The sequence below is a fragment of the Candidatus Bodocaedibacter vickermanii genome (assembly GCF_014896945.1).
Classification (GTDB): Bacteria; Pseudomonadota; Alphaproteobacteria; order UBA6184; family UBA6184; genus Bodonicaedibacter; species Bodonicaedibacter vickermanii.
Genome location: NZ_CP054719.1, coordinates 1371090 through 1391311 on the forward strand (window position 1 = coordinate 1371090; position 20222 = coordinate 1391311).

Sequence of the window (20222 nt, forward strand, 5' to 3'; positions counted from 1 at the left end):
AATGCGTACTCCTCCCTTTTCAATAGAACGAATTCACTTGGTTGGTATTGGTGGTATTGGAATGAGTGGAATTGCAGAGATTTTGCATCATTTGGGATATAAAGTTCAGGGCAGTGATTTGTCAGACAATTATAATGTAACACGCTTAAAGCGTTTGGGGATTAATGTCATCGTTGGACACCAGGCTGAGAACGTGTCTGAAATTGACGTTGTTGTGGTGTCATCGGCCGTGAATGAATCGAATCCAGAAATTCAACAGGCGCGCAAGTTACAAATACCCGTTGTTAAGCGTGCTGAAATGCTTGCAGAATTAATGCGTTTAAAGTGGACAATCTCTGTGGGTGGAAGCCATGGAAAAACCACTACCACATCCTTAGTTGCAATGTTATTAAAACAAGCCGAATGTGATCCAACGGTGATTAGTGGTGGGATCTTAAATAGTTTTGGTACGAATGCAAGGTTAGGTAAAGGCGATATGATGGTCGTTGAGGCGGATGAATCCGATGGATCATTTCAATACTTACCCTCAACCATGATTGTTGCAACCAACATCGATCCAGAGCATATGAATTATTATGGAACGCTTGATAAGTTAAAAGAAGCCTTCGTAAACTTTATAGAACAAATACCATTTTATGGATTGGGAGCGGTATGTGGTGATGATGAAAATGTTCAGTCCATCCTTCCTCAATTAACGAATAAACGGATTGTAACCTATGGTTTTAAAGAATCGAATAACGTTCAGGCTAAAAACGTACGTTTAACATCCGAGGGTGCCTATTTTGATGTAGAGTTTCATACACCCTTTAAATGGTCCAGTGTGCAAAATCATCAAGAAATTAAAGATTTAAAGCTATCGATGGTGGGGGCTCATAACGTATTAAATGCCTTGGTTGTTGTGTGCATTGCCCAAGAAATGGGCATTTCAGATGATGTGTTACGTAAAACATTTGAAGAGTTTGAAGGTGTAAAGCGACGCTTTACGGTGACAGGTATTGTAAATGATGTAACGTTTGTGGACGATTATGCCCACCACCCAACAGAAATTCGTGCTGTCATTAAAGGTGCTGTTTCCATTAAAAAAGGACGCTTGTTTGTCATCGTGCAACCTCATCGGTATTCGCGGTTAAAAGATCATTTTCTTGATTTTATTGATGTGTTTAATGAAGAACGCGGAGTCGACAAAATCTACGTAACGCCCGTATATGCGGCAGGGGAAGCCCCTCTTGAGGGTTATAATAGTGAAACATTAGTGAATGAGGCTTTGACGAAGGGTGTGAGTGCAGTGCACATTCCATCCGAAGAAGCATTAAAAATGACGCTGTTAAAAACAGTGCAACCCAATGATATGGTCATTTTTATGGGGGCTGGAAATATTACTCAGTGGGCTTACGATATGCCAGATCTATATAAAGCAGTCGTCGTATAACAAAAAGGTTAAACATATGCGTATAGTTTCTGTAGCCATGATGATTATATCATTGGGATCATTCTTATGTAACGTGAATGCCAGTAACACGAAGCGATCTGAAAAATCTCCTAAATATCGCGTAATTATTGCAAACCTACCCGAGGATTTTTTTGGTGAGGTTCAAGCGATTCATCGTATCGCAAAAGCTGCACGCAATTTAGGTTGGGATTGTAAAATTGTGGATGAATATAGTAAGCATCCTGAATGTGTGGCAGACTATCAACCGAACTTTGTGATCTCTTTGCATCAAGAAGTAAAACCGTTCAGAAACACAGTGCCTCATTTTTTATATGTGCATCATGCATTGAATGTCTATCTGGATAAGCAAGGTAAGTTGGATACAAAGCGTTTTCCAAATATTTTATCATATGATGGGTTTATTGAGGTTACCCCCAATATTGATCCCATAAAACAAGCATTTGTAGCAAAGTATCATCAACCTTTTTATTCAACTAAATCAGTATTCAGTGTTCCAAAGCGGGACTTTAACGACTCCCCCAAACTGCGCCTTATCTATTGGGGCAGTACGTGGGACAAAGCTCGCAGAGAGTATTACAAACCATTTTATGATTTGTTAGATCAGACGGGGTATTTGGATATATATGGTCCTGCATGGTCGTGGGAGAAAATGGGGTTACAGTCATATCGTGGGTTACTGCCAATGGATGACCATACCGTTGTTGATAAAATTTCAGAATCGGGAATTGCGTTAATTTTACACAGCCATGTTCATTTAAATGGCGGCGTTCCAACATCACGTATTTTTGAAGCCGCAGCAGCGTCTGCAGTGATTATTTGTGATCATCACCCGTTTGTGGAAAAAGAATTTGGGGATGCTGTTTTATATATTGATCCCAATCAAGATCCAGAAAAAGTATTTGCACAAATTGATGCCCACGTGAAATGGGTGCATGAAAATCCAGATAAAGCTATTGGATTGGCCAAGCGTTCACATACCATTTTTATGGAACGATTTACATTGGAAAACGAATTATTAAAGATAGGTCAAATGTATGAACGAATGTCACAAAAAAAGAAATAAGATCTATCAGGCATGTCTTGTATCCTTGTGTATGTTTGGAACACTATCTAATGTTATCGGTGAAGCATCTAAAAATTTAAAGTTAGAGGTTAAGCTATCCCCCAATTTGTGTGGCGAACAAAAAGCAAACTATCGCATCATGATTACAAACCATCCTGCCGCCTTTGGAGAAGTTCAAGCCGTGCAACGCTTAACAAAAGCGGCCAGTAATTTGGGGTGGGAGTGGGCAATTATTGAATGTTTAGACAAACAACCAGACTATGTCAGCCAGATAAAGCCAAATTTTGTAGTATCCTTAAGGGCAGAAATTGCACCTGTGCCTGGGGCGATACATTTATTATACCTGCATGTTCCTATGTTTATGTATGTAAATAAAGAGGGAGTCTTTCGAAATAAAGATTACCCAAACGTTTTAAACTACGATGGGTTTCTTTCAGTTGTTCCTGATGCAGAACCGATTCGATTGGCCTATGAAGCGCAAAACCATAAGAAATTCTATAATGTTCATACCGTGTTCAGTGTTCAAACCACTGATTTTAAAGATACCCCCAAAACACGGTTATGTCATTGGGGATGTATTTGGGACAAAGCCAGGGGAAGTGATCATTACCAACGGTTTTATCAGTTGTTAGATCAGACGGGATATTTTGATTTATATGGGCATCCAAGCTCGTGGGTTAAAATGAATCTGACATCTTACCGAGGATTGCTTCCTGTTGATGACCATACAGTGGTTGATACGATAGCAAACTGTGGTATAGCACTTGTCTTACACAGTCATGAGCATATTAAGGGGCGTGTGCCCACATCACGTATTTTTGAAGCAGCAGCAGCGTCTGCAGTGATTATTTGTGATCATCATCCGTTTGTGGAAAAAGAGTTTGGAGATTCGGTGTTATACGTTGATCCCAATCAAGATCCAGAAAAAGTATTTGCACAAATTGATGCCCACGTAAAATGGGTGCATGAAAATCCAGATAAAGCTATTCAGCTTGCTAAGCGTTCTCATACCATTTTTATGGAACGATTTACATTGGAAAACGAATTATTAAAAATAGCAAAACTATACGAATCGATGTCTGAAAAGTAACAGCCCTGAATCCTTTAGAGTCTATCCGAACAGCTACAGCGCCCTGCGCGCATTAAGTTTGTTTATCGGGTGCGCAACGGGAGGTTGGCAGCATGATGCTGCACTCAATAAGTTAGATCTGATTCGCACAGACACGGATTAGAAACAACAACGTTGCAACAATTCAGAAATTTATTCGTATAACTCTAGTGGGTCCAGCGTCACGCTGGTGCAACGGCCCGTTGCTAAGGTTTTTCTGCAATCAGAACCACAGTCTCACGACCGTCCAATTCCCAAGATTCTGATTTATAGCTTAAAGGTTTGAATGTGCATTCCAATACTTTAAATCCTGCACTTTTAGCTAGATTTGATAATGTTATATCATCCAAAAACATAAAGTGCCCATCAGTAATATTATTAATTTGGTTTTGAATCTTGCCATCATTGTTTGCATAGTGTCGAATATTTTTTACAAATCCAGGATTTGGTGCACCGTCTTTTATACGTTGGTGATATTCAGGAATAAACGATTTATAGCGATTAACATAGGGAGTCATTGCAATAATAAATATTCTGCCGCCAGACTTAAGCGATGTAAACAAATTTGAAAATGCTTGATCTATTTGATTCGGCGTTAAAAAACGCATTACATTTGCCATTAGAATGGCGTCATAGGGTTCTTTAACTTTCCAGGAAGATTGAGTAATATCACCATAAATAAACTGTACATTTCCCAAGCCGGCCATGCATATTTTTCGTTGATCTATCTTTTCTTGTAATCGAAATGCAGCAATACCTAAATGGCGTTCATCCAAATCATTTAAGTGATAAATAGTTGATCCGCTTTGATGTAGCGCTTCTAACATTACATTTCCGTAGGCTCCACCGACCTCTAGGATCCGTTTGTTTTTTCCAAATTCTAAAAAGGAAAGGGTTCCATAATCAAGAGTTGGAGAAATTGCTCCTTTTTGGTTGAGTGTAGGTGTGCGTCCATCGCTTTCTGCTGCTGGCATAGAAGGCTTTGCTTTTTTATAAAAAGTTTCTAATGCTTGATGATATGTAAATGTTGCAGCAAAATCACATGATATAGTTAAGGCTAATATCCAGGAAAACATTACTATGGTTTTTTTAGACATCAATACTCTCTGTTATTCTTCTTAGGTTTGCACACATTAATATTATACTTAGCAATTAGCAATCTACTGCCCAAATTATCTAGCATTGTTTAGTATAGCATTCTGTACGTGTTGGATCAAATGCAAATGTATAAAGTTCATCTGGTTTGAGACCCATTAGGCAACCAGCGTGACGTTGCACCAGGGATGATCCCTGGACCCTATAGATAGATCCGATGCGCTCTGACACGGATTATAAAAACAACCTAATACTTTGGAGATCTCAATTTTCAGAAACCGTATTACCCATTGAGTCCAGGGATCATCCCTGGTGCAAAAAAATGTTCGTTTTATTCATAATTTGTTAAGAAGTATCTGATAGTTTGAAGATGGACGGATTATAGTAAACTCAGATCCCACATGAGTGTGGGTGCATCTGATACGCAATGGCGATTTTGGACATAGAGTAGCACAGCGCTGTGTGAAATATGTCCTAGTTTGAAAAGGGATGGTATCCCTGGGATGACGCGTAAATTTTTCAAAAACACTGTTTTGAAAGATACCAATTGTATTGCGTTGTGGTGGCGGGGGGAGGACACGCTCTGAGTAATGATGATGGGAGGGCCCCATCGGGGGCGCGAGGCAGCAGTTAGAAAACTTCAAACTTTTTCGAATTTTTTCAGAAATTTATCGGGCATGCTGGCAATCTGAGGTTGCACCCACCAGCACTCACCAGCACAATAGGTTAATACGTTTGGAAAAATTACCATCCGTGTCAGACCGCATCGGATCTAATCTATTGGATGCAACGGCACGTTGCTTTTTTCTTGACTTTCCAAATCAACTGTGTATACTAATAACTAGAATTGCGAAGAGGCTACCCAAAAACCTGGGTAGCCTTTTTTCGTTCTACGTCCCAAAAGTATTTCAGCCAAATGATCCCTAAAAAGATCCATGACGAAGCTTTGGTTGCAACACTCAAAGACGAAACGCTGAACTGAATCCCCAGTACAGGAACTCAAACTACCCGATCAGTAGACACAGCCCTGTAAACAACCCCTAGAGCCGACGGGCTCGTAAAACACCGACTTTATTAAGATGAGTTTGAAAACGGTGTATGACGTCTTCAATTGTAACGTGAGGTGCCCACATTTTACCAATCGTACCCATCCATAGTGTTGCTAGAGTTGGGATATGTTGGTGGTGATGTTTTAAGTAATCAATCGTAATCATAACTAATTCCCTCACATTGGCATACATCTTGCAGATTAAGTTTTAGCGAATAAAAAAGAATCTGTAAATGAATATGAAAATAATAACAAAAATACATATCACCACACAGCAGCTGTTCATACTGATGTTTGGATTTTTTTTGTTCGTTGCTCCCATTGAAGCTGTGCACGTCGCGCCTAGGGTAACAAACAATCAAGTTTCGACTCGAATAAAAGACGTAGCTTTTTTTGATGGGGTAAGAGAAAACCAACTTATCGGATATGGCATCGTCGTCGGTTTGAATGGCACGGGAGATTCTTTATCAAGCTCACCATTCACAAAAGAAAGCCTGATTAGCATGTTAGAGCGATTGGGCATTAATACACGCAATATCAATATGGATGCAAAAAATGTTGCTGCCGTGATGGTGACTGCAAATTTGCCTCCATTTGGGCGACAGGGAGCTACAATTGATGTTAACGCATCGTCATTAGGGAGTGCGAAAAGTTTATTGGGTGGAACGTTATTGGTTACACCATTATACGGTGCAGATGGGCAGGTTTATGCTGTGGCGCAGGGCGCAGTTGCTGCAATTGGATATACAGTAGGGGGGCAAGGTGCTACTCAAACTAAAGGTGTGCCAACAAACGCACGTATAGCTAACGGTGCGATTATTGAACGTGAAATGGACTTTCAATTTGGGGATCAAAACTTTTTACGCCTAAGTTTGCGCAATCCAGATTTTACAACGATAAAGCGTGTTAGCGAAGTCATCAATGCTCAATTAGGCACGAATACTCATCCAATCGACGTGGGTACGCTGCACATTGATATTCCAGTGGGATATAAAGATAATCTGGTGGCACTGATTACTCAAATTGAACAATTAGAAGTTGCACCAGATCAACGTGCCCGTGTTTTGATGGATGCGGCATCGGGTATCGTGGTTATAGGGGAAAACGTCAAGATTAGCAAAGTTGCTGTTGCACACGGAAGCTTGACGATTCAGGTAAAGGATAATCAAGATGTTTCGCAACCCAATTCATTTGGTGGCGGAAATACTCAGACAACCACCAATACGGAGATTTCAGTAAATGAAGGTAGTACGGGCAATATGGTTATGTTGGAATCTGGTGCAACATTACAAAACCTTATTGATTCGTTAAACGCCATAGGTGTAACTCCCCGTGATTTGATAGCAATTCTGCAGGTCATTAAAGCTGCAGGGGCGCTACACGCAGACTTAGAAATGTTATAAGGAGATTAAAATGAGAATTCAGATTAACAACGGTGTGATAGCAGGTCTTTCAAAAGTATCTGATGATCAAAGGCTTCAAGACGTTGCTAATGAAAGCGGACTGTTAATGTTACAGGATGCGTTTACTCAAAAATTACAGGCGTTACATGACGAAGAAGGGGACGAAGATAATGCTGGTGGATATTATCGTGAATTAATTCCGTACATGGTTGAAGCAGTGTTTAAAGGATCGCCTGAGTATGGTTTTGGTAAAGAAATTTATAAAGAATTAAGTCAAAAGTTAGGGACAGCATAAAATGGAAAAAAGATTTCAAGAAATTAAAACAGCGCTAACTGGATCATTTAAAATAAATCATTTCTTACAATTAACGGATTTTTTAACAGAGTTGGTCACTAAAGAGATGGGGTGTTTAAAGTTAGTGAAAATTCAGGATATTGAAGCACTGCAACCCATTAAGCAAGAGGCATGCGGATTATATGCTCAGATGATTGTTCTATTAAAAGAAAAAGGAGACTATTTAGATGACCTTCCGGTTCAAGAGCGACGAGTTTTAAAAGAAGTAACGGAAAATTTATCACGTTTGCTAGACCGTAACGAACGGATGATAAAGTCATTTAATGAAGCTAATAAACGTGTGATGGAAATTTTTCATGAAGTTGTCCAGTCTAGATTAAAGACAAATTATGGTCCAGAGGGTAAGCGACGTCCTCCATTAAATGGGTATACCAATTTTAGTCAAAGTGGATAAATAAAATGGCAAACTTATTAGATTCCTTACGACTTAGTTATGATGCTGCTGGAAGTGCTCGCTTTGCAGCACAGCTAGCAACTGAAAATTTAGCTGGCGCACGAGACCCCGGATATGCAAAAAGAACATCGTCTATAGCCGTTGAGATTACTGCAGGGCGTGTCGCGGGCCTTCGACCTGGAATCCCCCAGCGAGTTGTTGATTTAAAAGTGGTTGCGGCTAAACGAGATCAACATAGTGTTGTTGAATTTGACAAACTAAAGACAAGTTTATTAGAAACTTTAGACGATTTAAATGGAGATTTAGATAAAGACGAATCTATCGATAAAAAGCTTATAGATCTTGCCCGTAAAGCGGCTACTTTAACGAGTGAAGTTGGATCGTCAATTTCAAGACGTACTACCATAGACGCGATGAAAGGATTTGTAACAACCGTTAATCGATTTGCTGATGGGATTAGCACTCAACGTTTATCGGCAGAAAAAGGTGTAATAGCAAGCGTTAAGAGTATAGAGGAATTGTCCAAGAGATTGTTTTCTCTTAATAGTCAATTATCACAAATTAGTACGTCAGCTGAAGGGCTTGACTTATCTACGTTAGATAACGAGAGAGAGAAAATAGTTGAGTCGATGGCTCAGTTAATGAATATACAAGTAGTGTATGCAGACAATAGCATATATGTATATACTCCGTCAGGGATGCCTATTGTTGAAAATAAAGTATATCCAATTGTATATAACTCTTCGGGAATTATTGATTATTCAGCCGAATACCCAAAGAACATTAACCCTATTCATATAACTGATGATAGGGGAATTGAGGTTGATATTACGGCGCAAATAACCGGCGGACAATTAGGGGCGTACCTTGATATGCGGGATCGTGTATATCCATCATATCAAAAATCTCTAGATAAGTTTGTTGAGGTATTTGAAGCAAACGTAAACCATATTCATAATCAAGGTTCGGGATTTCCACCAGCACAAGCATTAAATGGAAAACGTTTTGTTGATAATGTTGATAAGGATGCTGCAATTTCATGGAAGGCGGATAGTATTGTTAGGATTGCGTTTGTAAATGATCAAGGAAAATTTGTTGATTCAGACGGCCAGTTTTATACAGATATAAATTTGAATCTAGGAGGAATAAATCCATTAACTCCATCTGAAATTAGAGATCAGATCAATATGAATTTAGGCGCAGGAGTGGCTTCTTTTTCTGAGAGTGATACATATGGATACTTAAATCTACAGGCGCCACCTGGCCTCAGAATCGCAATAGGTTCAGTAGATGGGCAGCCAGTGGGTGAAACAGATACTGGTATTGGATTTAGCGAATATTTTAAATTGAATGATTTATTCGGATCAGCCCCTGATGCGCAGGGTAGAGGGTATTCCAATACATTTCAGCTTAGCAATAGAGTTTCCACAAGCCCAAGTTTGTTTTCGGCAGGCAAATTGAATTCATCATCAACGATTGCGTTAACAGGATCAGTTGAAGATATAACAGCCGTTGCTTCTGGAGATGGAAATATCTTGTCTGAGTTTCGTGATATTTTAACCGATCCAAATATTGCATTTTCTGCGGCTGGGGTTATGGCGGCTCAATCAAAATCATTTGTTGAATACTTAAGTGGTGTCGTACAAATTTTGAACTTAGATACTGCTGCGTCTATAGACCAGCGTGATTTTTCAAAAAATGTTTTGGATGGGTTGGAGCAACGACATTCAATGATTTCTGGTGTAACCGCAGATGAAGAAAATGCTGAAATAGTGATGCAGCATATGTTCTATCGTGGGGTACTAAATACCTCGCAGCATCTAATAGATATGCTTCGTGAGATGTTAGATGTGTTTGGCAAAGTATAAGGAGATATAAATGGCTGGTGGTGTAATAGGTGATGCATATGTATATAGAAAAAACGTAAGTGATATTTTTGAACGAAAAGCCTATATGCAGAAAGCTAAAGATCAGGGCAGCTCTGGTCTAAAGTATACAAAGGCACGAGAATTAGGTGAGAAAGTTGTCATTACAAAAGCACTTCAAAATGAACAGCAAGTTTTAGATGGGTTTGTAGCGCACAATAAGACAGCTGTAAAAAATAGATTGGGTGCTGAAGAAGCAGTGATAAGAAATATGCAAAAAATAGCAGAAGATATTAAAGAAACTCTAGTTTTGTTTAGCGATGGAACGGCTAAGGATGCGGCTTCATTTTTAACGGGGTTTAAGCAGCATATGAAAGCCATAGAACGTGAGGGCAATACTAAAGTTGGAGATAGTTATATCTTTGGTGGGACAATTACCGATGTTCCTCCCTTTGATCTTTCTAAAGTGGAAAATGGATTAGATCATGCTGCTGGAGTAACCTTAGATTATTATAACGGAAACAGTTCAACGGTTCTAATTGCCATAGATACACACGATAATTTGGAATGCGATCTTTTAGGTAAGCATCCTGCGTTTGAAAAGTTAATTCGCGCTTTGAAAATAGCGACTGACCCGTCCATTGTTTCAGGAGACGCTCGCACAAGGACAGCACAAAAATTAACGGATGAAGCTTTAAATGAATTGGCAAGTCTCGTATCTCAGGTTGGATCTAAAGATGCGGGAATAGATACCTTAATAGAAGCGCAGAATGATAGAGTTTTATATTTGTCGGATGCATATAACACGATTGTGGAGGCAGATGAAATAGAAGCGGCAACCAGATTTATGACAGAACAACGTATTTTATCTACGAACTATGCAATGATGGCTCGGTTGAATGAAATGTCGCTAGCAGATCATTTGAAATAAATATTAATCGCTTGATTTTGCAATTTGATAAGCAGTTTTGATTGCGTAAGCAAAGGATTCAGCATCGGCACTGCCATGGCTTTTTATTACATTGCTGTTTAGGCCCATGAATAAAGCGCCATTGTATTTTTTAGGATTATATAATTCTCCAAATGTATTTCTTAACTGAGGCCCTAAAAATAAAGCTCCGATTTTGGATCGCAGAGAATGATACATATTGGTTTTTAGAAGGTTATAAAAAGCTTTAATCGTACCTTCCATTGTTTTAAGAGCAATGTTTCCATGAAAACCATCGCATATGATGATGTGTGCTTTTCCGCATAATAGATCGTCTCCTTCAAGAAATCCTATAAAGTCAATATCGGTGTGTTGAGAAAGTACACTAAATGTTTTTTGCAAGATTTCAGTGCCTTTACCAGCTTCAGAACCGATATTTAATATTCCGACTTTTGGATTCATTACCTGTTGCGTTTGAGCAAGGTAGTCTTTTGCAATATTAGCAAAGCTTACCAATGTTTCTGACGTACAGTTCACATTTGCTCCCAGATCTAACAATAGGGTGTGTTTGCAAATAGATGATTCATATAAACAAGGAATCATTTTTCCAATGGCGGGACGTTTAACATTTTGACTTAACCCAATTTTTTTTAGACTTAATGCCATATAAGCACCGGTATTTGCAGACGAAACTATAATATTAGCCGTTTTGTCAGCGACTAATTCCAAAGCTTTGTGAAGGCTTGTGATGTCTTTCATTCGAAGCGCTGACGAAGGTTTTAAGTCGGGTAATATTACATGATCTGTAGAATAAACGGTAATACGGTGAGTAAGGGAGCTTGGAACTCCAGATAGAATATCTGTTTTAGATCCACAAAGGTGAAGATGGACATCAGGGGTTTGCTGTAAGACAGCAGTAATTCCTTGTAAATTGCTGTGGGAACCGTAGTCCCCACTCATGCAATCAACGGCAATGTGTACTGTTGATGTCATTCAACTCTTATGCAGTTTTCTCAACTTCTGGACGTTGAAATACTTGACGACCGTCGTATACTCCGCAAGATGCGCAGATATGATGCGGAAGTTTTTTAGACCCACAATTGTTGCATTCAGCCAAATTAATCGGCTTTAAACGATCGTGAGCACGACGCATGTTGCGGCGTGATCGGGATACTTTTCGCTTTGGAACAGCCATTTTTTCACTCTTGGTTCATTCAAATTAGACTGTGCAACATTAGCTAAAAAAATACAAAAAGGCAAGTAAAAACTGTTGTCGAAATTCACTTATATATTTTGTGATTTAATCATAATAAATGATGCGTTGGTCATATATGGCAAGTCACGGGTAAAATGAACTTGCGAAAGTTGGAATAATTCCGCTATTTGCTGCATATAATCCGTCTCAGGTCACATCGGATCTAACCTATTGGATGTAACGGCACGTTGCTAGCGTCACTCTAGTAATTATTCCTGAGCTGGATCTACCATGCGATAACCCACACCTGATTCGGTTAATAAGTATCGAGGGCAGTGGGGTTCACTTTCTATTTTTTGTCGCAGCGACCCAATATAAACACGCAAATACTGATGTTCTTTTGTGTACGATGGTCCCCAAACTTCTTTTAGAAGTTGAGCATGCGTAATTACACTGCCTATATTTTTCATAAAAAACGAAAGCAGATAATATTCCTTTGGTGAAAGACTTAAACGTTTTTCGCGTAGAGTTACAACTCTTTTTGTTAAATCAAATTTAAGGTCGCCAACTTCCAGGACTGTATTGGGGGTATCCGTATGAATTCGATCTCGCAATGCGCTGCGCATTCTGGCCATGAGTTCGCGAATATTAAACGGTTTGGTAACATAATCATTAGCGCCAAGATCTAAAGCTTGAATTTTGTCTTTTTCATCGGATCGCACGGACAAAACGATGATAGGGCATTTAGAAAATTCTCTAATTTCTTTTATTACAGCCAATCCATCAATATCAGGTAATCCAAGGTCTAGTATTATAATGCCTGGGTTTCGAATCGCTGCAAGTCGAATGGCTTCATTTCCATTGTACGCTTCGATGATCTCGTAATATTCTGATACAAGGCTAATCGTTAATATCTTTCTGATTTGTGGTTCATCATCCACAATTAAGACTTTAGTTTTAAAATCATGGCTCATTTTAGAATCCTTGTTTTGACGTCTTGGATGCTTCGTTGGGGGAACGCACAAGGAAGTTCAATATTAAATTGAGCACCTTTTTGTCCATCATCTCTATCTGAAGCCCAAATTTTACCGTTGTAAGCTTCAATAATTTGTTTGCAGATAGATAGACCTAACCCAGTTCCTGCTTTTTGTTGATCTGAGTGTTGAAAGCGGTAAAATTTATCAAAAATAAGATTGCGTTTTGATTCGATTATGCCAGGACCATTGTCATATATTCGCACAAAAACTTTATCCATAATATTTGTGATAAAAATAGAAATTTTTCCCCCTATCGGAATATACTTTGTAGCATTTTCTATTATATTATAAAATACTTGTTGTATGAGGGTAAAGTCTCCATAGATTGCAGCCTCTTCAGAATTAGTAACCGTGACAGACACATCAAATAAGCGAATTGTCTTTTTTGAACGATGTAAAATTACATTTATTACGTCGTCTAGATATACCAATGATGTTTGTTGTAAGATATTCTCGGTCGCTAAGCGACTGCTATCTAGAATATTAGATATAAATTGATTTAGCTGATCAGAGGCTTCGTGAATCGCGTGTATCAAGATCATTTTATTTTTATTTGATAAATTCTCAAGCTCTTCTAAAGCTGTGCAGCTTCCAATTATTGTGGTTAAAGGTGTTTTTAAATCATGAGAGATGCTTGATAAAATAACCGACCTTAATTGTTCTTTTTCGCTGTTTAACACAGCAGACTGATAAGATTGAGATAAATGATAGCGTTGCAAAGCAATGGTAATCTGCAACACAGAAGAATTTAATAATATGGGATCTAAAGACTGTTCAGGCGTAATTATTTTTGTCCCCAGCCACCCTAATTCAACAGAATCTGAGATTAAAGGTCTAAAATCATACGCCTCATATTGATCCATCTTAAATTGTTTTGTTGATATGTCATCGGTTGACTCATCAATAATCGTATTGGATGTTGATGTAATAACCCTTTGCGTTTTTAGCGTATAAGGATTTTGCAAAATTAAAATAATATCTATGTTAAACGTTGCTTTAAAATATTTCTCTGATATGCGAAAAATCTCATCAATGCTGGTTGCGGTTGCAAGGGTTTCAGTATATTTATACAGCAGATTAAAGCGAGACTCTTTGTTAGAGAGTTCGTCTTTTTGTTGAAAGATAATTTTTTTATTTTGGATCATTATGTAAAATAAAAAAATCCCAATAAATAGGCCGATATTTTTCAATAAAACGTCTGAATCTGATTTAATAAATTCTGGTGCATAGAGAGTAAGACTAACACCAAAAAGAATGCTTATTATAGTCGGCAGTAAAGAATATACGATTAGGTTAAGCATAATGGCACTAGTGAGGAAAACCATTAATATTTTATCGTAATCAGCATCAACGGTGGTAAAGAGCATGGTGCAGAAAAAAGCAATTAGAATATTCATAAGGCTTGCGAATATATTGAATATTTTTATTTTCAAAGTAGATATAACGTTAGTCATTTTTTTACGTATTTGTAAAGCTCGATTTATTAAAGAAGTTAAAGTTGTGGATGTTAAATGCGTATAGCGCCTGTGTTCTTCGGCGGCCAACCTATATCGACTGTGATAATTAATATGTGTAGCTAATATAAATGCCATATTTGCTAAGCGTCCGCGTATGTTTAGATCTGTGTTTGTTTCTAAAAAATCTTTGATAGGACAATTTGTGTTTTCTGGAGATGATGAGTCATCAAAGTTATTTATTAGAATGACGCGTGAAATATACTTAAAAAAAGAGCTTGGAATTATGCTGGTGTTGTTTTCAATATTAAAGCTATCTTTAAGTTCTTTGCTGCATAAAGCAAAGTATCTTAAAGATGCTGGAACAAACACGTCAATGCCAGCATTAAGGAGTTGTATGATTAATTTTAGTCTGAACTTTTGATGGTGATGATCAAGTATATTATTAAAAACCACGGCTTTTGTAGCTGAGCTAAAAATTAACTGAAGAGTCTCTTTTTTCGTGTCAAGTCGTCCGCTAAAGAAGTTGTCTTTGTAGATAGGGGGTAAATCATTCTGGATCTCTGCTTGTAGGGCTTCAGAAAATCCAACAAATAAGATATTATCTTTTTTCTTTTTAATCGTAGCAATAGCATCTTTCACAGCTCTTTTTTGAGGTTCTGCGCCATCTGTTATACTGAGATAGAGTGTTAATTTACCTGATGTCACTTTTTTGTACCTTAAAGGTTCTTAAATAGCCATTTAAAACAACATGGGTTTGTTTATAAAAAATTATAGATTTTTGTATAAAGTCTTTCAAGAAATTTGGTACTTCCGAGTTTTCAATATTATTTTTTAACTGAGTAAACATATCGCATAATAAATTGATGACTGAGAATATTTCAGCGAGTGCATTGGAGGTCGAAATAAACGAAGGGAATGAGAAAAATAGATTTTTTATAAGAGGAACATCGTAGTTTTTTAATAACGATGCTTGCACTACAATCTCGTCGAATGTCAGCATAAAAAATCGTAGTCTATTTGCAGATTCATCTAAAAACATTTTCAAAGAAATAGATAATTTTTTTTCTGGAAGGGTTAATGTTGAGGATAGCAATTTATATAAGATAGATTGACGAGATCCTATTCTTTCCAATAAGTTGGCTACCGTATGCGGTAACTCTTGTGATGGAAATAATGTGAATTTATTTAGTGGGGTATCTTTTGTTTGAGCAAGCATTTTCATAGTTCCAAATCTCCTGCTATAGTTTTATGCCATTTTTGGATAAAAAATCTATCTATTTTTTGACATTTTTTGTAAAAAAAATATTAAAATTAGCATGTGAGTTTTATTGACGTTAAAACTATTATTTAAGATAGAGCCTTCTTGTTTTAAGTTCTTCCAAGTTGTTAAGATGTGATTCTATCCTTGTTGAAGATTTTTGAAGCAATCCATGTAACGTATCAGAAACTGAGTCAAATCTAGCAGTATTTTGAGGGATCTGCATGACGTCCAGCGTGGATATTTTTTCAATATCTTTTTGCACCTCGTGCAGCATGGTTTCCAACGTGTGTATAGAATGCCCTGATGCCCCATCTTTTTCCGTTGAAATAAGTGTTGAAATTTTGTGAATTTTTTTGCGTGCAATGGATAAAATTTCGCCAATAGCTGGAGTGTTTTGATTCGAAGGAGATTTTAATAAATCTAAATGATACTCGGGATCGTTAGCAAAAAGAGAGGCTTGTATGACAGAAGCTGCCATTGCCTCATCTTTTTCAGCAACAACAGTTGACTGATTAATTAATTCTAACACAGACTGAAGTGCTTGATAGCATTCGTTGATGATAGCGTGAGAGTTTTCTAGTAACTCGCTTAGTTCTTTCAAGGTAGTCTCGAAAGAATCCTCAATTAATAGAGGCGTTTGACTAGACTCCGCTGGAGCTTTAGAAAAAGTATCGACCGAAGACTCTAATTCCTTTTGAGATGTGCCAATAGCCAAATCAAATAATAATAAATTTCTAATAGCGCGATTTAAATCACGGTATTTTTTATATCGCCACCAATGTTTTTTATGAGCTTCGCCACTTAAATAGCTAATAATAAGTTGATATAGTTTTATATACTCACCGGTTGTAACGCCTTGATCCGCATATTTTTTGCGAATATGATGAGACTCATCAATAAAACGGTGATCGATACCGCCAGTTAAAAGCGTTGCAATGTGTGTAAGGTGTTTATCACGGATGTCATGAAGCGTGTGGTGTTCACCCAGGGCTCTGTAGATTGAGCTGTCATATATAGGCCCCATCTTTGGTTGAATATAGATGAAAAAATTAGCAGCATCATGCTTTAGTTTTTCAGTGATTCCAAAGTAATTCTGTGCTTTTTCAGCGGATGGGTGTTTGTGTAACATTTAAATCCTCAATGCGTCTTTATTAATAATACGCAAACATTATTAATAAATTCTTTCTAAATTGAAGATCGATACGTTTTTTTTTATTTTTGTTGTTTTAAATTTTCCAAAGCTTGTTTCCAAGATGGAACCACCGCCGCAGTTTCATGATCACCAACGTCAGAAAGTTCTGTTTGAAGTTTAGGGTGAACAGGGTTTAACGGAATTTGTAACGCTAGATATTGAAGCGCAAGATCACCAATATCAACTTTAGCATCAGTGATGATTTCAACATCAAGGGTATCGTCATCAATGTCAGTATGGGATAAGATTACATTAAATGGACTTTGAAAGCCGGCATCAAAAAGCTCTGTAGATTTCACACACTTAAGTTGAACGTTTGCCACAACATTTCCGGATAATTCCCAAAAGTGCTTTTCTGTCTTAATCTCCATTTCAATCTCTATGTCATAAACAGTTGGGATCTTAAATCGATCGGCAGTGTCTTTGCAGAGTTGCTGACTTAGATTAAGTGTGTACGTTTCGTGTTCTGGCAAGGTGCTGAGATCAATTTCGTATATAGCTGACATGGTTCTTCCGTTTGTTTCAATTCATTGACATTTGTTCAATTAAAAGGCAATATCCAAATATCAAACAGATGAGGAATAACACAGAATGAATCTGAAAAAAACATCAAATTTTATGTTGGTTGTTTTGACCTTTGCGTTGCTAGGGTGCGCAGCTGATCCATACAATCGGGGAAATTATGTTGATATCTCTGAAATCAAAGGCAAAGAAGGTTCTTGGACCAGAAAAGATGTGGAGCAAACCGTTGGTAGCCCATCATTTGCTGATCCTCAAAATTCCAATGTTGTATATTATGTTGGGGCTCAAGGACATAAGTATCCATTTGTGTCACCCACCATTCATAAGGCCGCAACCCTTCAATTAGAATATGATGCCCAAGGCAAGTTAAAAAAAATAACTGCAATAGAATAGGCAACCTGAGGTTGCATCCATTAAGTTGGATCCGATGTGTTTGGACACGGATTGTATGAATGTTATTGAGGATAAAGAAGGTAACCTGAGGTTGTTATCCATTGGGTTAGATTGAGTGTGATTGGAAGATGTCGGGGAATGGGGCGGATTTTAAACCCACCTTCGGCGCAGGAGGGGTAAGGGTGAAAAATGAATTTGAGATGTTTTTGAGTTTGGTAGTGTTTTAGTTCCCTTGTTGTTGTTTGAAAGTGCTGTGTTTGCAGCTTTCAAAGTTAAGTTATATAAAATCCGTGTCAGACCACATCGGATCTAAGCAACGTGACGTTGCATTCATTAGCGTGATGCGGTTTGTAAAGTTACAATCCGTGTCAGACCAGATGTTTAAAACCGAGAGAATCCCCAGTAACCCGCACGTGCAAAAAGAACCCCATTTCTTACACGAATGGGGAAAGGCGGACTTTAGTATAGTATACAAAGTCGGTGTTTTACGAGCCCGTCGGCTCTAGGGGTTGTTTACAGGGCTGTGACCTACTGATCGGGTAGTTGAGCACCTGTACTGGGGATTCGATTCGGCTTGTCTGTGTCTTTCAATAAAAGTTTAGATACTTTTTCTGAAAGTTTCAAAGACGTAGAACGAAAAAAGGCTACCCAGGTTTTTGGGTAGCCTCTTCGCAATTCTATCTATTAGTATACATATTATTGGAGCGCTGTCAATATAATATTTAACGTTGTTCAGTTAGGCCGTGTTTCTTCCATAAATCATCTGCCATAGAGATGTATCGTAATCTTTCCGGGCTGTTCTCGGGATGTTGAGCCCCAAGCACTTTCAACGCATGTGCGGCCGAGCTAATATCCCTTGGTGTTTTCGTGAGATGATTTGTGAGTAGCTCGTATAATGTGGCAGCTCTGTCATGGTATTGAGTCCCAAGATCACGCAATCCCTCGGCTGCATCAAAAATATCCAGTGGTGTTGTATCGGGATGATTTGTGGATAGCTCATATAATGTGGCAGCTCTGTCATGGTATGGAGCCCCAAGATCACGCAATCCCTTGGCTGCAATTAGAATATACTCTAGAGTTGTCATTGGATGATTTGTGGATAGCTCTATAATGTGGCAGCTCTGTCATGGTATGGAGCCCCCAAATAAGAACGCAAGCTATGTGCTGCAAATAGAATATTCTTTGGTGTTGAATCTGGACGATTTGCGGATAGCTCAAATAATGTGGCAGCTCTGTCATGGTATGGAGCCCCAAGAGTAGACAATCCCACGGCTGCATCAAAAATATCCAGTGGTGTTGAATTTGGTAAAATGCTTATCAATATTTTCTTTTGAATATCAGTAAACGTAGCAGTGTTGTTAATTTTATTGATTAATTCGGAGCCTGTTTCTGCTGATACTTTGTGCATTAGAAATCTGCGATCAAGAGCTAGATTAAGTACGTTATCAAAGGTTGAATCAAGAGAAACCCTAAATAGCGTTAACATTGTTTCATTCTGAGGGTCAGTTGTTTGAAGCAGTATTCGTGGGACAAGAAAAGATCGCCACTTTATAGCATTTAAAACAGGTTGAGCAAGTGTGTTGAATTTTTTTGATATTAAAGCTAGATCTGCAACATCTTGTCCGTTCAACCAGCCCATGTCAAATGTCGTATGTATCTGTCCAACAATAAGGTGGATAGGCGCTACAGCTAACCGAAGTAGGGTTGATTGAGAGGGAGCAACTGTTGCGACGGTGGTTGTAACCGTCGGGTTACCATCAGATTCAGTTTCCAAAAGAGTGTCGGATGTTGCAAAAACTGAAGGTAGAGTTAACATTGAAGTAATTAATAATGATTTAAGTGTGTGTGTCATGGGAGTCTCCTATCCCAGAGATATAGTGGGTGTTTTTGACAAAGTCAATCGTGGTGAGGAAAAAATAAAGAGATGAATGTAAAAAATGTTCCAAGCTTAATGTCAGACTGATATAGCCTGTGTTGAGTGTGCACCATAAGTTGCTGATAATAATGCAGCATTAATCAATAATTTTTTTCACAGAGTCTATTGACCTGAATGTTTGAATTATGTATAGTGCAGGAAATGAATTATTAATTGATTATAGGATTTTTTAGATGGCTAATCATAAATCAGCTGAAAAGCGATTTCGTCGTGATGAGAAACGTCGCGAATTGAATCATCAACGCATTGCGCGCATTCGTACGTTTATTAAAAAAGTTGAAAAAGCAATTGTTACTGGCGTTAAAGTTGATGCTCAGGCGGCTTTCAAGGCAGCAATGCCAGAAGCAATGAAGGGTATTACTAAAGGGTTACTGCACAAGAATACAGTTTCTCGTAAATTATCACGCTTGTCAGATCGTATTAAAGCGCTTGCTTAATTTTAAGTTTTTGTTGTTCCTTATATAATTACAGGCGCCATTAGTGGTGCCTTTTATTTTGTCTAAAGTTTTTGGGAGCTCCT

General features: G+C 38.1%; 21 protein-coding genes. 10 read left to right on the forward strand and 11 right to left on the reverse strand.

The genetic code is table 11. The features are described from left to right. The first annotated feature begins 1 nt into the window (after window position 1). The 3 genes from murC to CPBP_RS06215 are packed head-to-tail and all read left to right on the forward strand — an operon-like array spanning window position 2 to window position 3603. A complete protein-coding gene (gene murC, locus CPBP_RS06205; protein WP_350331991.1) occupies window positions 2-1429 on the forward strand; it encodes a UDP-N-acetylmuramate--L-alanine ligase in 1428 nt (475 codons plus the stop codon). A 16-nt stretch (window positions 1430-1445) separates the two neighbouring features. Further along, complete coding sequence (locus tag CPBP_RS06210) at window positions 1446-2513, forward strand: glycosyltransferase family protein (RefSeq protein WP_350331992.1); 1068 nt, start codon at window positions 1446-1448, stop codon at window positions 2511-2513. After that, window positions 2485-3603 carry a glycosyltransferase family protein gene (locus tag CPBP_RS06215; RefSeq protein WP_350331993.1) on the forward strand — a complete coding sequence of 373 codons (1119 nt, stop codon included), beginning with the start codon at window positions 2485-2487 and terminating at the stop codon, window positions 3601-3603. The genes CPBP_RS06210 and CPBP_RS06215 overlap by 29 nt, the downstream gene beginning before the upstream one ends. Before the next feature lie 224 nt (window positions 3604-3827). On the opposite strand, the gene CPBP_RS06220 is transcribed toward CPBP_RS06215, so the two are convergent. Together CPBP_RS06220 and CPBP_RS06225 are read right to left on the reverse strand one after the other, a co-directional pair. Beyond that, complete coding sequence (locus tag CPBP_RS06220; protein ID WP_350331994.1) at window positions 3828-4718, reverse strand: class I SAM-dependent methyltransferase; 891 nt, start codon at window positions 4716-4718, stop codon at window positions 3828-3830. 1038 nt (window positions 4719-5756) lie between these two features. Next, a complete protein-coding gene (locus tag CPBP_RS06225; RefSeq protein WP_350331995.1) occupies window positions 5757-5930 on the reverse strand; it encodes a hypothetical protein in 174 nt (57 codons plus the stop codon). A gap of 67 nt (window positions 5931-5997) precedes the next feature. Here CPBP_RS06225 and CPBP_RS06230 point away from each other — a divergent pair, with 67 nt between their 5' ends. Genes CPBP_RS06230 through CPBP_RS06250 form a run of 5 tightly spaced genes read left to right on the forward strand, consistent with a single transcriptional unit; the run spans window position 5998 to window position 10712 of the window. Beyond that, window positions 5998-7167 (forward strand): flagellar basal body P-ring protein FlgI, encoded by a 1170-nt coding sequence (locus CPBP_RS06230; RefSeq protein ID WP_350331996.1) that lies wholly within the window; start codon window positions 5998-6000, stop codon window positions 7165-7167. 10 nt (window positions 7168-7177) lie between these two features. Next, complete coding sequence (locus CPBP_RS06235) at window positions 7178-7462, forward strand: hypothetical protein (RefSeq protein ID WP_350331997.1); 285 nt, start codon at window positions 7178-7180, stop codon at window positions 7460-7462. A gap of 1 nt (window position 7463) precedes the next feature. Beyond that, window positions 7464-7916 (forward strand): hypothetical protein, encoded by a 453-nt coding sequence (locus CPBP_RS06240; RefSeq protein ID WP_350331998.1) that lies wholly within the window; start codon window positions 7464-7466, stop codon window positions 7914-7916. Between the two features lie 5 nt (window positions 7917-7921). Beyond that, window positions 7922-9784: a FlgK family flagellar hook-associated protein gene (locus CPBP_RS06245; RefSeq protein WP_350331999.1), complete on the forward strand. Its 1863-nt coding sequence runs from the start codon at window positions 7922-7924 to the stop codon at window positions 9782-9784. Between the two features lie 10 nt (window positions 9785-9794). Further along, the gene (locus CPBP_RS06250) at window positions 9795-10712 is read left to right on the forward strand and encodes a flagellin (RefSeq protein WP_350332000.1); all 918 of its coding nucleotides are present in this window, start codon (window positions 9795-9797) and stop codon (window positions 10710-10712) included. A 3-nt stretch (window positions 10713-10715) separates the two neighbouring features. On the opposite strand, the gene plsX is transcribed toward CPBP_RS06250, so the two are convergent. The 7 genes from plsX to CPBP_RS06285 form a co-directional block, all read right to left on the reverse strand. Then, window positions 10716-11702 carry a phosphate acyltransferase PlsX gene (gene plsX / locus CPBP_RS06255; protein ID WP_350332001.1) on the reverse strand — a complete coding sequence of 329 codons (987 nt, stop codon included), beginning with the start codon at window positions 11700-11702 and terminating at the stop codon, window positions 10716-10718. Between the two features lie 7 nt (window positions 11703-11709). Continuing rightward, a complete protein-coding gene (gene rpmF, locus CPBP_RS06260; protein WP_350332002.1) occupies window positions 11710-11904 on the reverse strand; it encodes a 50S ribosomal protein L32 in 195 nt (64 codons plus the stop codon). Window positions 11905-12173: 269 nt separating this feature from the next. Next, window positions 12174-12878, reverse strand: coding sequence for a response regulator (locus tag CPBP_RS06265; protein WP_350332003.1), 705 nt, complete (start codon window positions 12876-12878; stop codon window positions 12174-12176). Next, window positions 12875-15103, reverse strand: coding sequence for an ATP-binding protein (locus CPBP_RS06270; protein ID WP_350332004.1), 2229 nt, complete (start codon window positions 15101-15103; stop codon window positions 12875-12877). Before CPBP_RS06270 ends, CPBP_RS06265 begins: the two co-directional genes overlap by 4 nt. Then, window positions 15090-15620, reverse strand: coding sequence for a hypothetical protein (locus CPBP_RS06275; protein ID WP_350332005.1), 531 nt, complete (start codon window positions 15618-15620; stop codon window positions 15090-15092). The genes CPBP_RS06270 and CPBP_RS06275 overlap by 14 nt, the downstream gene beginning before the upstream one ends. A 121-nt stretch (window positions 15621-15741) precedes the next feature. Continuing rightward, on the reverse strand, window positions 15742-16788 hold the full coding sequence (locus tag CPBP_RS06280; RefSeq protein WP_350332006.1) for a globin family protein: 1047 nt from the start codon (window positions 16786-16788) through the stop codon (window positions 15742-15744). Between the two features lie 83 nt (window positions 16789-16871). Continuing rightward, complete coding sequence (locus CPBP_RS06285; RefSeq protein WP_350332007.1) at window positions 16872-17357, reverse strand: YceD family protein; 486 nt, start codon at window positions 17355-17357, stop codon at window positions 16872-16874. Window positions 17358-17442: 85 nt separating this feature from the next. Here CPBP_RS06285 and bamE point away from each other — a divergent pair, with 85 nt between their 5' ends. Beyond that, the gene (bamE, locus tag CPBP_RS06290) at window positions 17443-17766 is read left to right on the forward strand and encodes an outer membrane protein assembly factor BamE domain-containing protein (protein ID WP_350332008.1); all 324 of its coding nucleotides are present in this window, start codon (window positions 17443-17445) and stop codon (window positions 17764-17766) included. Between the two features lie 722 nt (window positions 17767-18488). Here bamE and CPBP_RS06295 read toward each other — a convergent pair. After that, window positions 18489-18851: a hypothetical protein gene (locus tag CPBP_RS06295; RefSeq protein ID WP_350332009.1), complete on the reverse strand. Its 363-nt coding sequence runs from the start codon at window positions 18849-18851 to the stop codon at window positions 18489-18491. Between the two features lie 20 nt (window positions 18852-18871). Next, a complete protein-coding gene (locus tag CPBP_RS06300) occupies window positions 18872-19618 on the reverse strand; it encodes a hypothetical protein (RefSeq protein ID WP_350332010.1) in 747 nt (248 codons plus the stop codon). A 257-nt stretch (window positions 19619-19875) separates the two neighbouring features. Between CPBP_RS06300 and rpsT the strand changes: the two genes are divergently transcribed. Beyond that, window positions 19876-20139 carry a 30S ribosomal protein S20 gene (rpsT, locus tag CPBP_RS06305; protein ID WP_350332011.1) on the forward strand — a complete coding sequence of 88 codons (264 nt, stop codon included), beginning with the start codon at window positions 19876-19878 and terminating at the stop codon, window positions 20137-20139. Window positions 20140-20222 lie beyond the last annotated feature (83 nt).

Coding starts and splice junctions, on each gene's coding strand:
- murC (WP_350331991.1), top strand. CDS start 2: ATGCGTACTCCTCCCTTTTCAATAGAACGAATTCACTTGGTTGGTATT.
- CPBP_RS06210 (WP_350331992.1), top strand. CDS start 1,446: ATGCGTATAGTTTCTGTAGCCATGATGATTATATCATTGGGATCATTC.
- CPBP_RS06215 (WP_350331993.1), top strand. CDS start 2,485: ATGAACGAATGTCACAAAAAAAGAAATAAGATCTATCAGGCATGTCTT.
- CPBP_RS06220 (WP_350331994.1), bottom strand. CDS start 4,718: ATGTCTAAAAAAACCATAGTAATGTTTTCCTGGATATTAGCCTTAACT.
- CPBP_RS06225 (WP_350331995.1), bottom strand. CDS start 5,930: ATGATTACGATTGATTACTTAAAACATCACCACCAACATATCCCAACT.
- CPBP_RS06230 (WP_350331996.1), top strand. CDS start 5,998: ATGAATATGAAAATAATAACAAAAATACATATCACCACACAGCAGCTG.
- CPBP_RS06235 (WP_350331997.1), top strand. CDS start 7,178: ATGAGAATTCAGATTAACAACGGTGTGATAGCAGGTCTTTCAAAAGTA.
- CPBP_RS06240 (WP_350331998.1), top strand. CDS start 7,464: ATGGAAAAAAGATTTCAAGAAATTAAAACAGCGCTAACTGGATCATTT.
- CPBP_RS06245 (WP_350331999.1), top strand. CDS start 7,922: ATGGCAAACTTATTAGATTCCTTACGACTTAGTTATGATGCTGCTGGA.
- CPBP_RS06250 (WP_350332000.1), top strand. CDS start 9,795: ATGGCTGGTGGTGTAATAGGTGATGCATATGTATATAGAAAAAACGTA.
- plsX (WP_350332001.1), bottom strand. CDS start 11,702: ATGACATCAACAGTACACATTGCCGTTGATTGCATGAGTGGGGACTAC.
- rpmF (WP_350332002.1), bottom strand. CDS start 11,904: ATGGCTGTTCCAAAGCGAAAAGTATCCCGATCACGCCGCAACATGCGT.
- CPBP_RS06265 (WP_350332003.1), bottom strand. CDS start 12,878: ATGAGCCATGATTTTAAAACTAAAGTCTTAATTGTGGATGATGAACCA.
- CPBP_RS06275 (WP_350332005.1), bottom strand. CDS start 15,620: ATGAAAATGCTTGCTCAAACAAAAGATACCCCACTAAATAAATTCACA.
- CPBP_RS06280 (WP_350332006.1), bottom strand. CDS start 16,788: ATGTTACACAAACACCCATCCGCTGAAAAAGCACAGAATTACTTTGGA.
- CPBP_RS06285 (WP_350332007.1), bottom strand. CDS start 17,357: ATGTCAGCTATATACGAAATTGATCTCAGCACCTTGCCAGAACACGAA.
- bamE (WP_350332008.1), top strand. CDS start 17,443: ATGAATCTGAAAAAAACATCAAATTTTATGTTGGTTGTTTTGACCTTT.
- CPBP_RS06295 (WP_350332009.1), bottom strand. CDS start 18,851: ATGACAACTCTAGAGTATATTCTAATTGCAGCCAAGGGATTGCGTGAT.
- CPBP_RS06300 (WP_350332010.1), bottom strand. CDS start 19,618: ATGACACACACACTTAAATCATTATTAATTACTTCAATGTTAACTCTA.
- rpsT (WP_350332011.1), top strand. CDS start 19,876: ATGGCTAATCATAAATCAGCTGAAAAGCGATTTCGTCGTGATGAGAAA.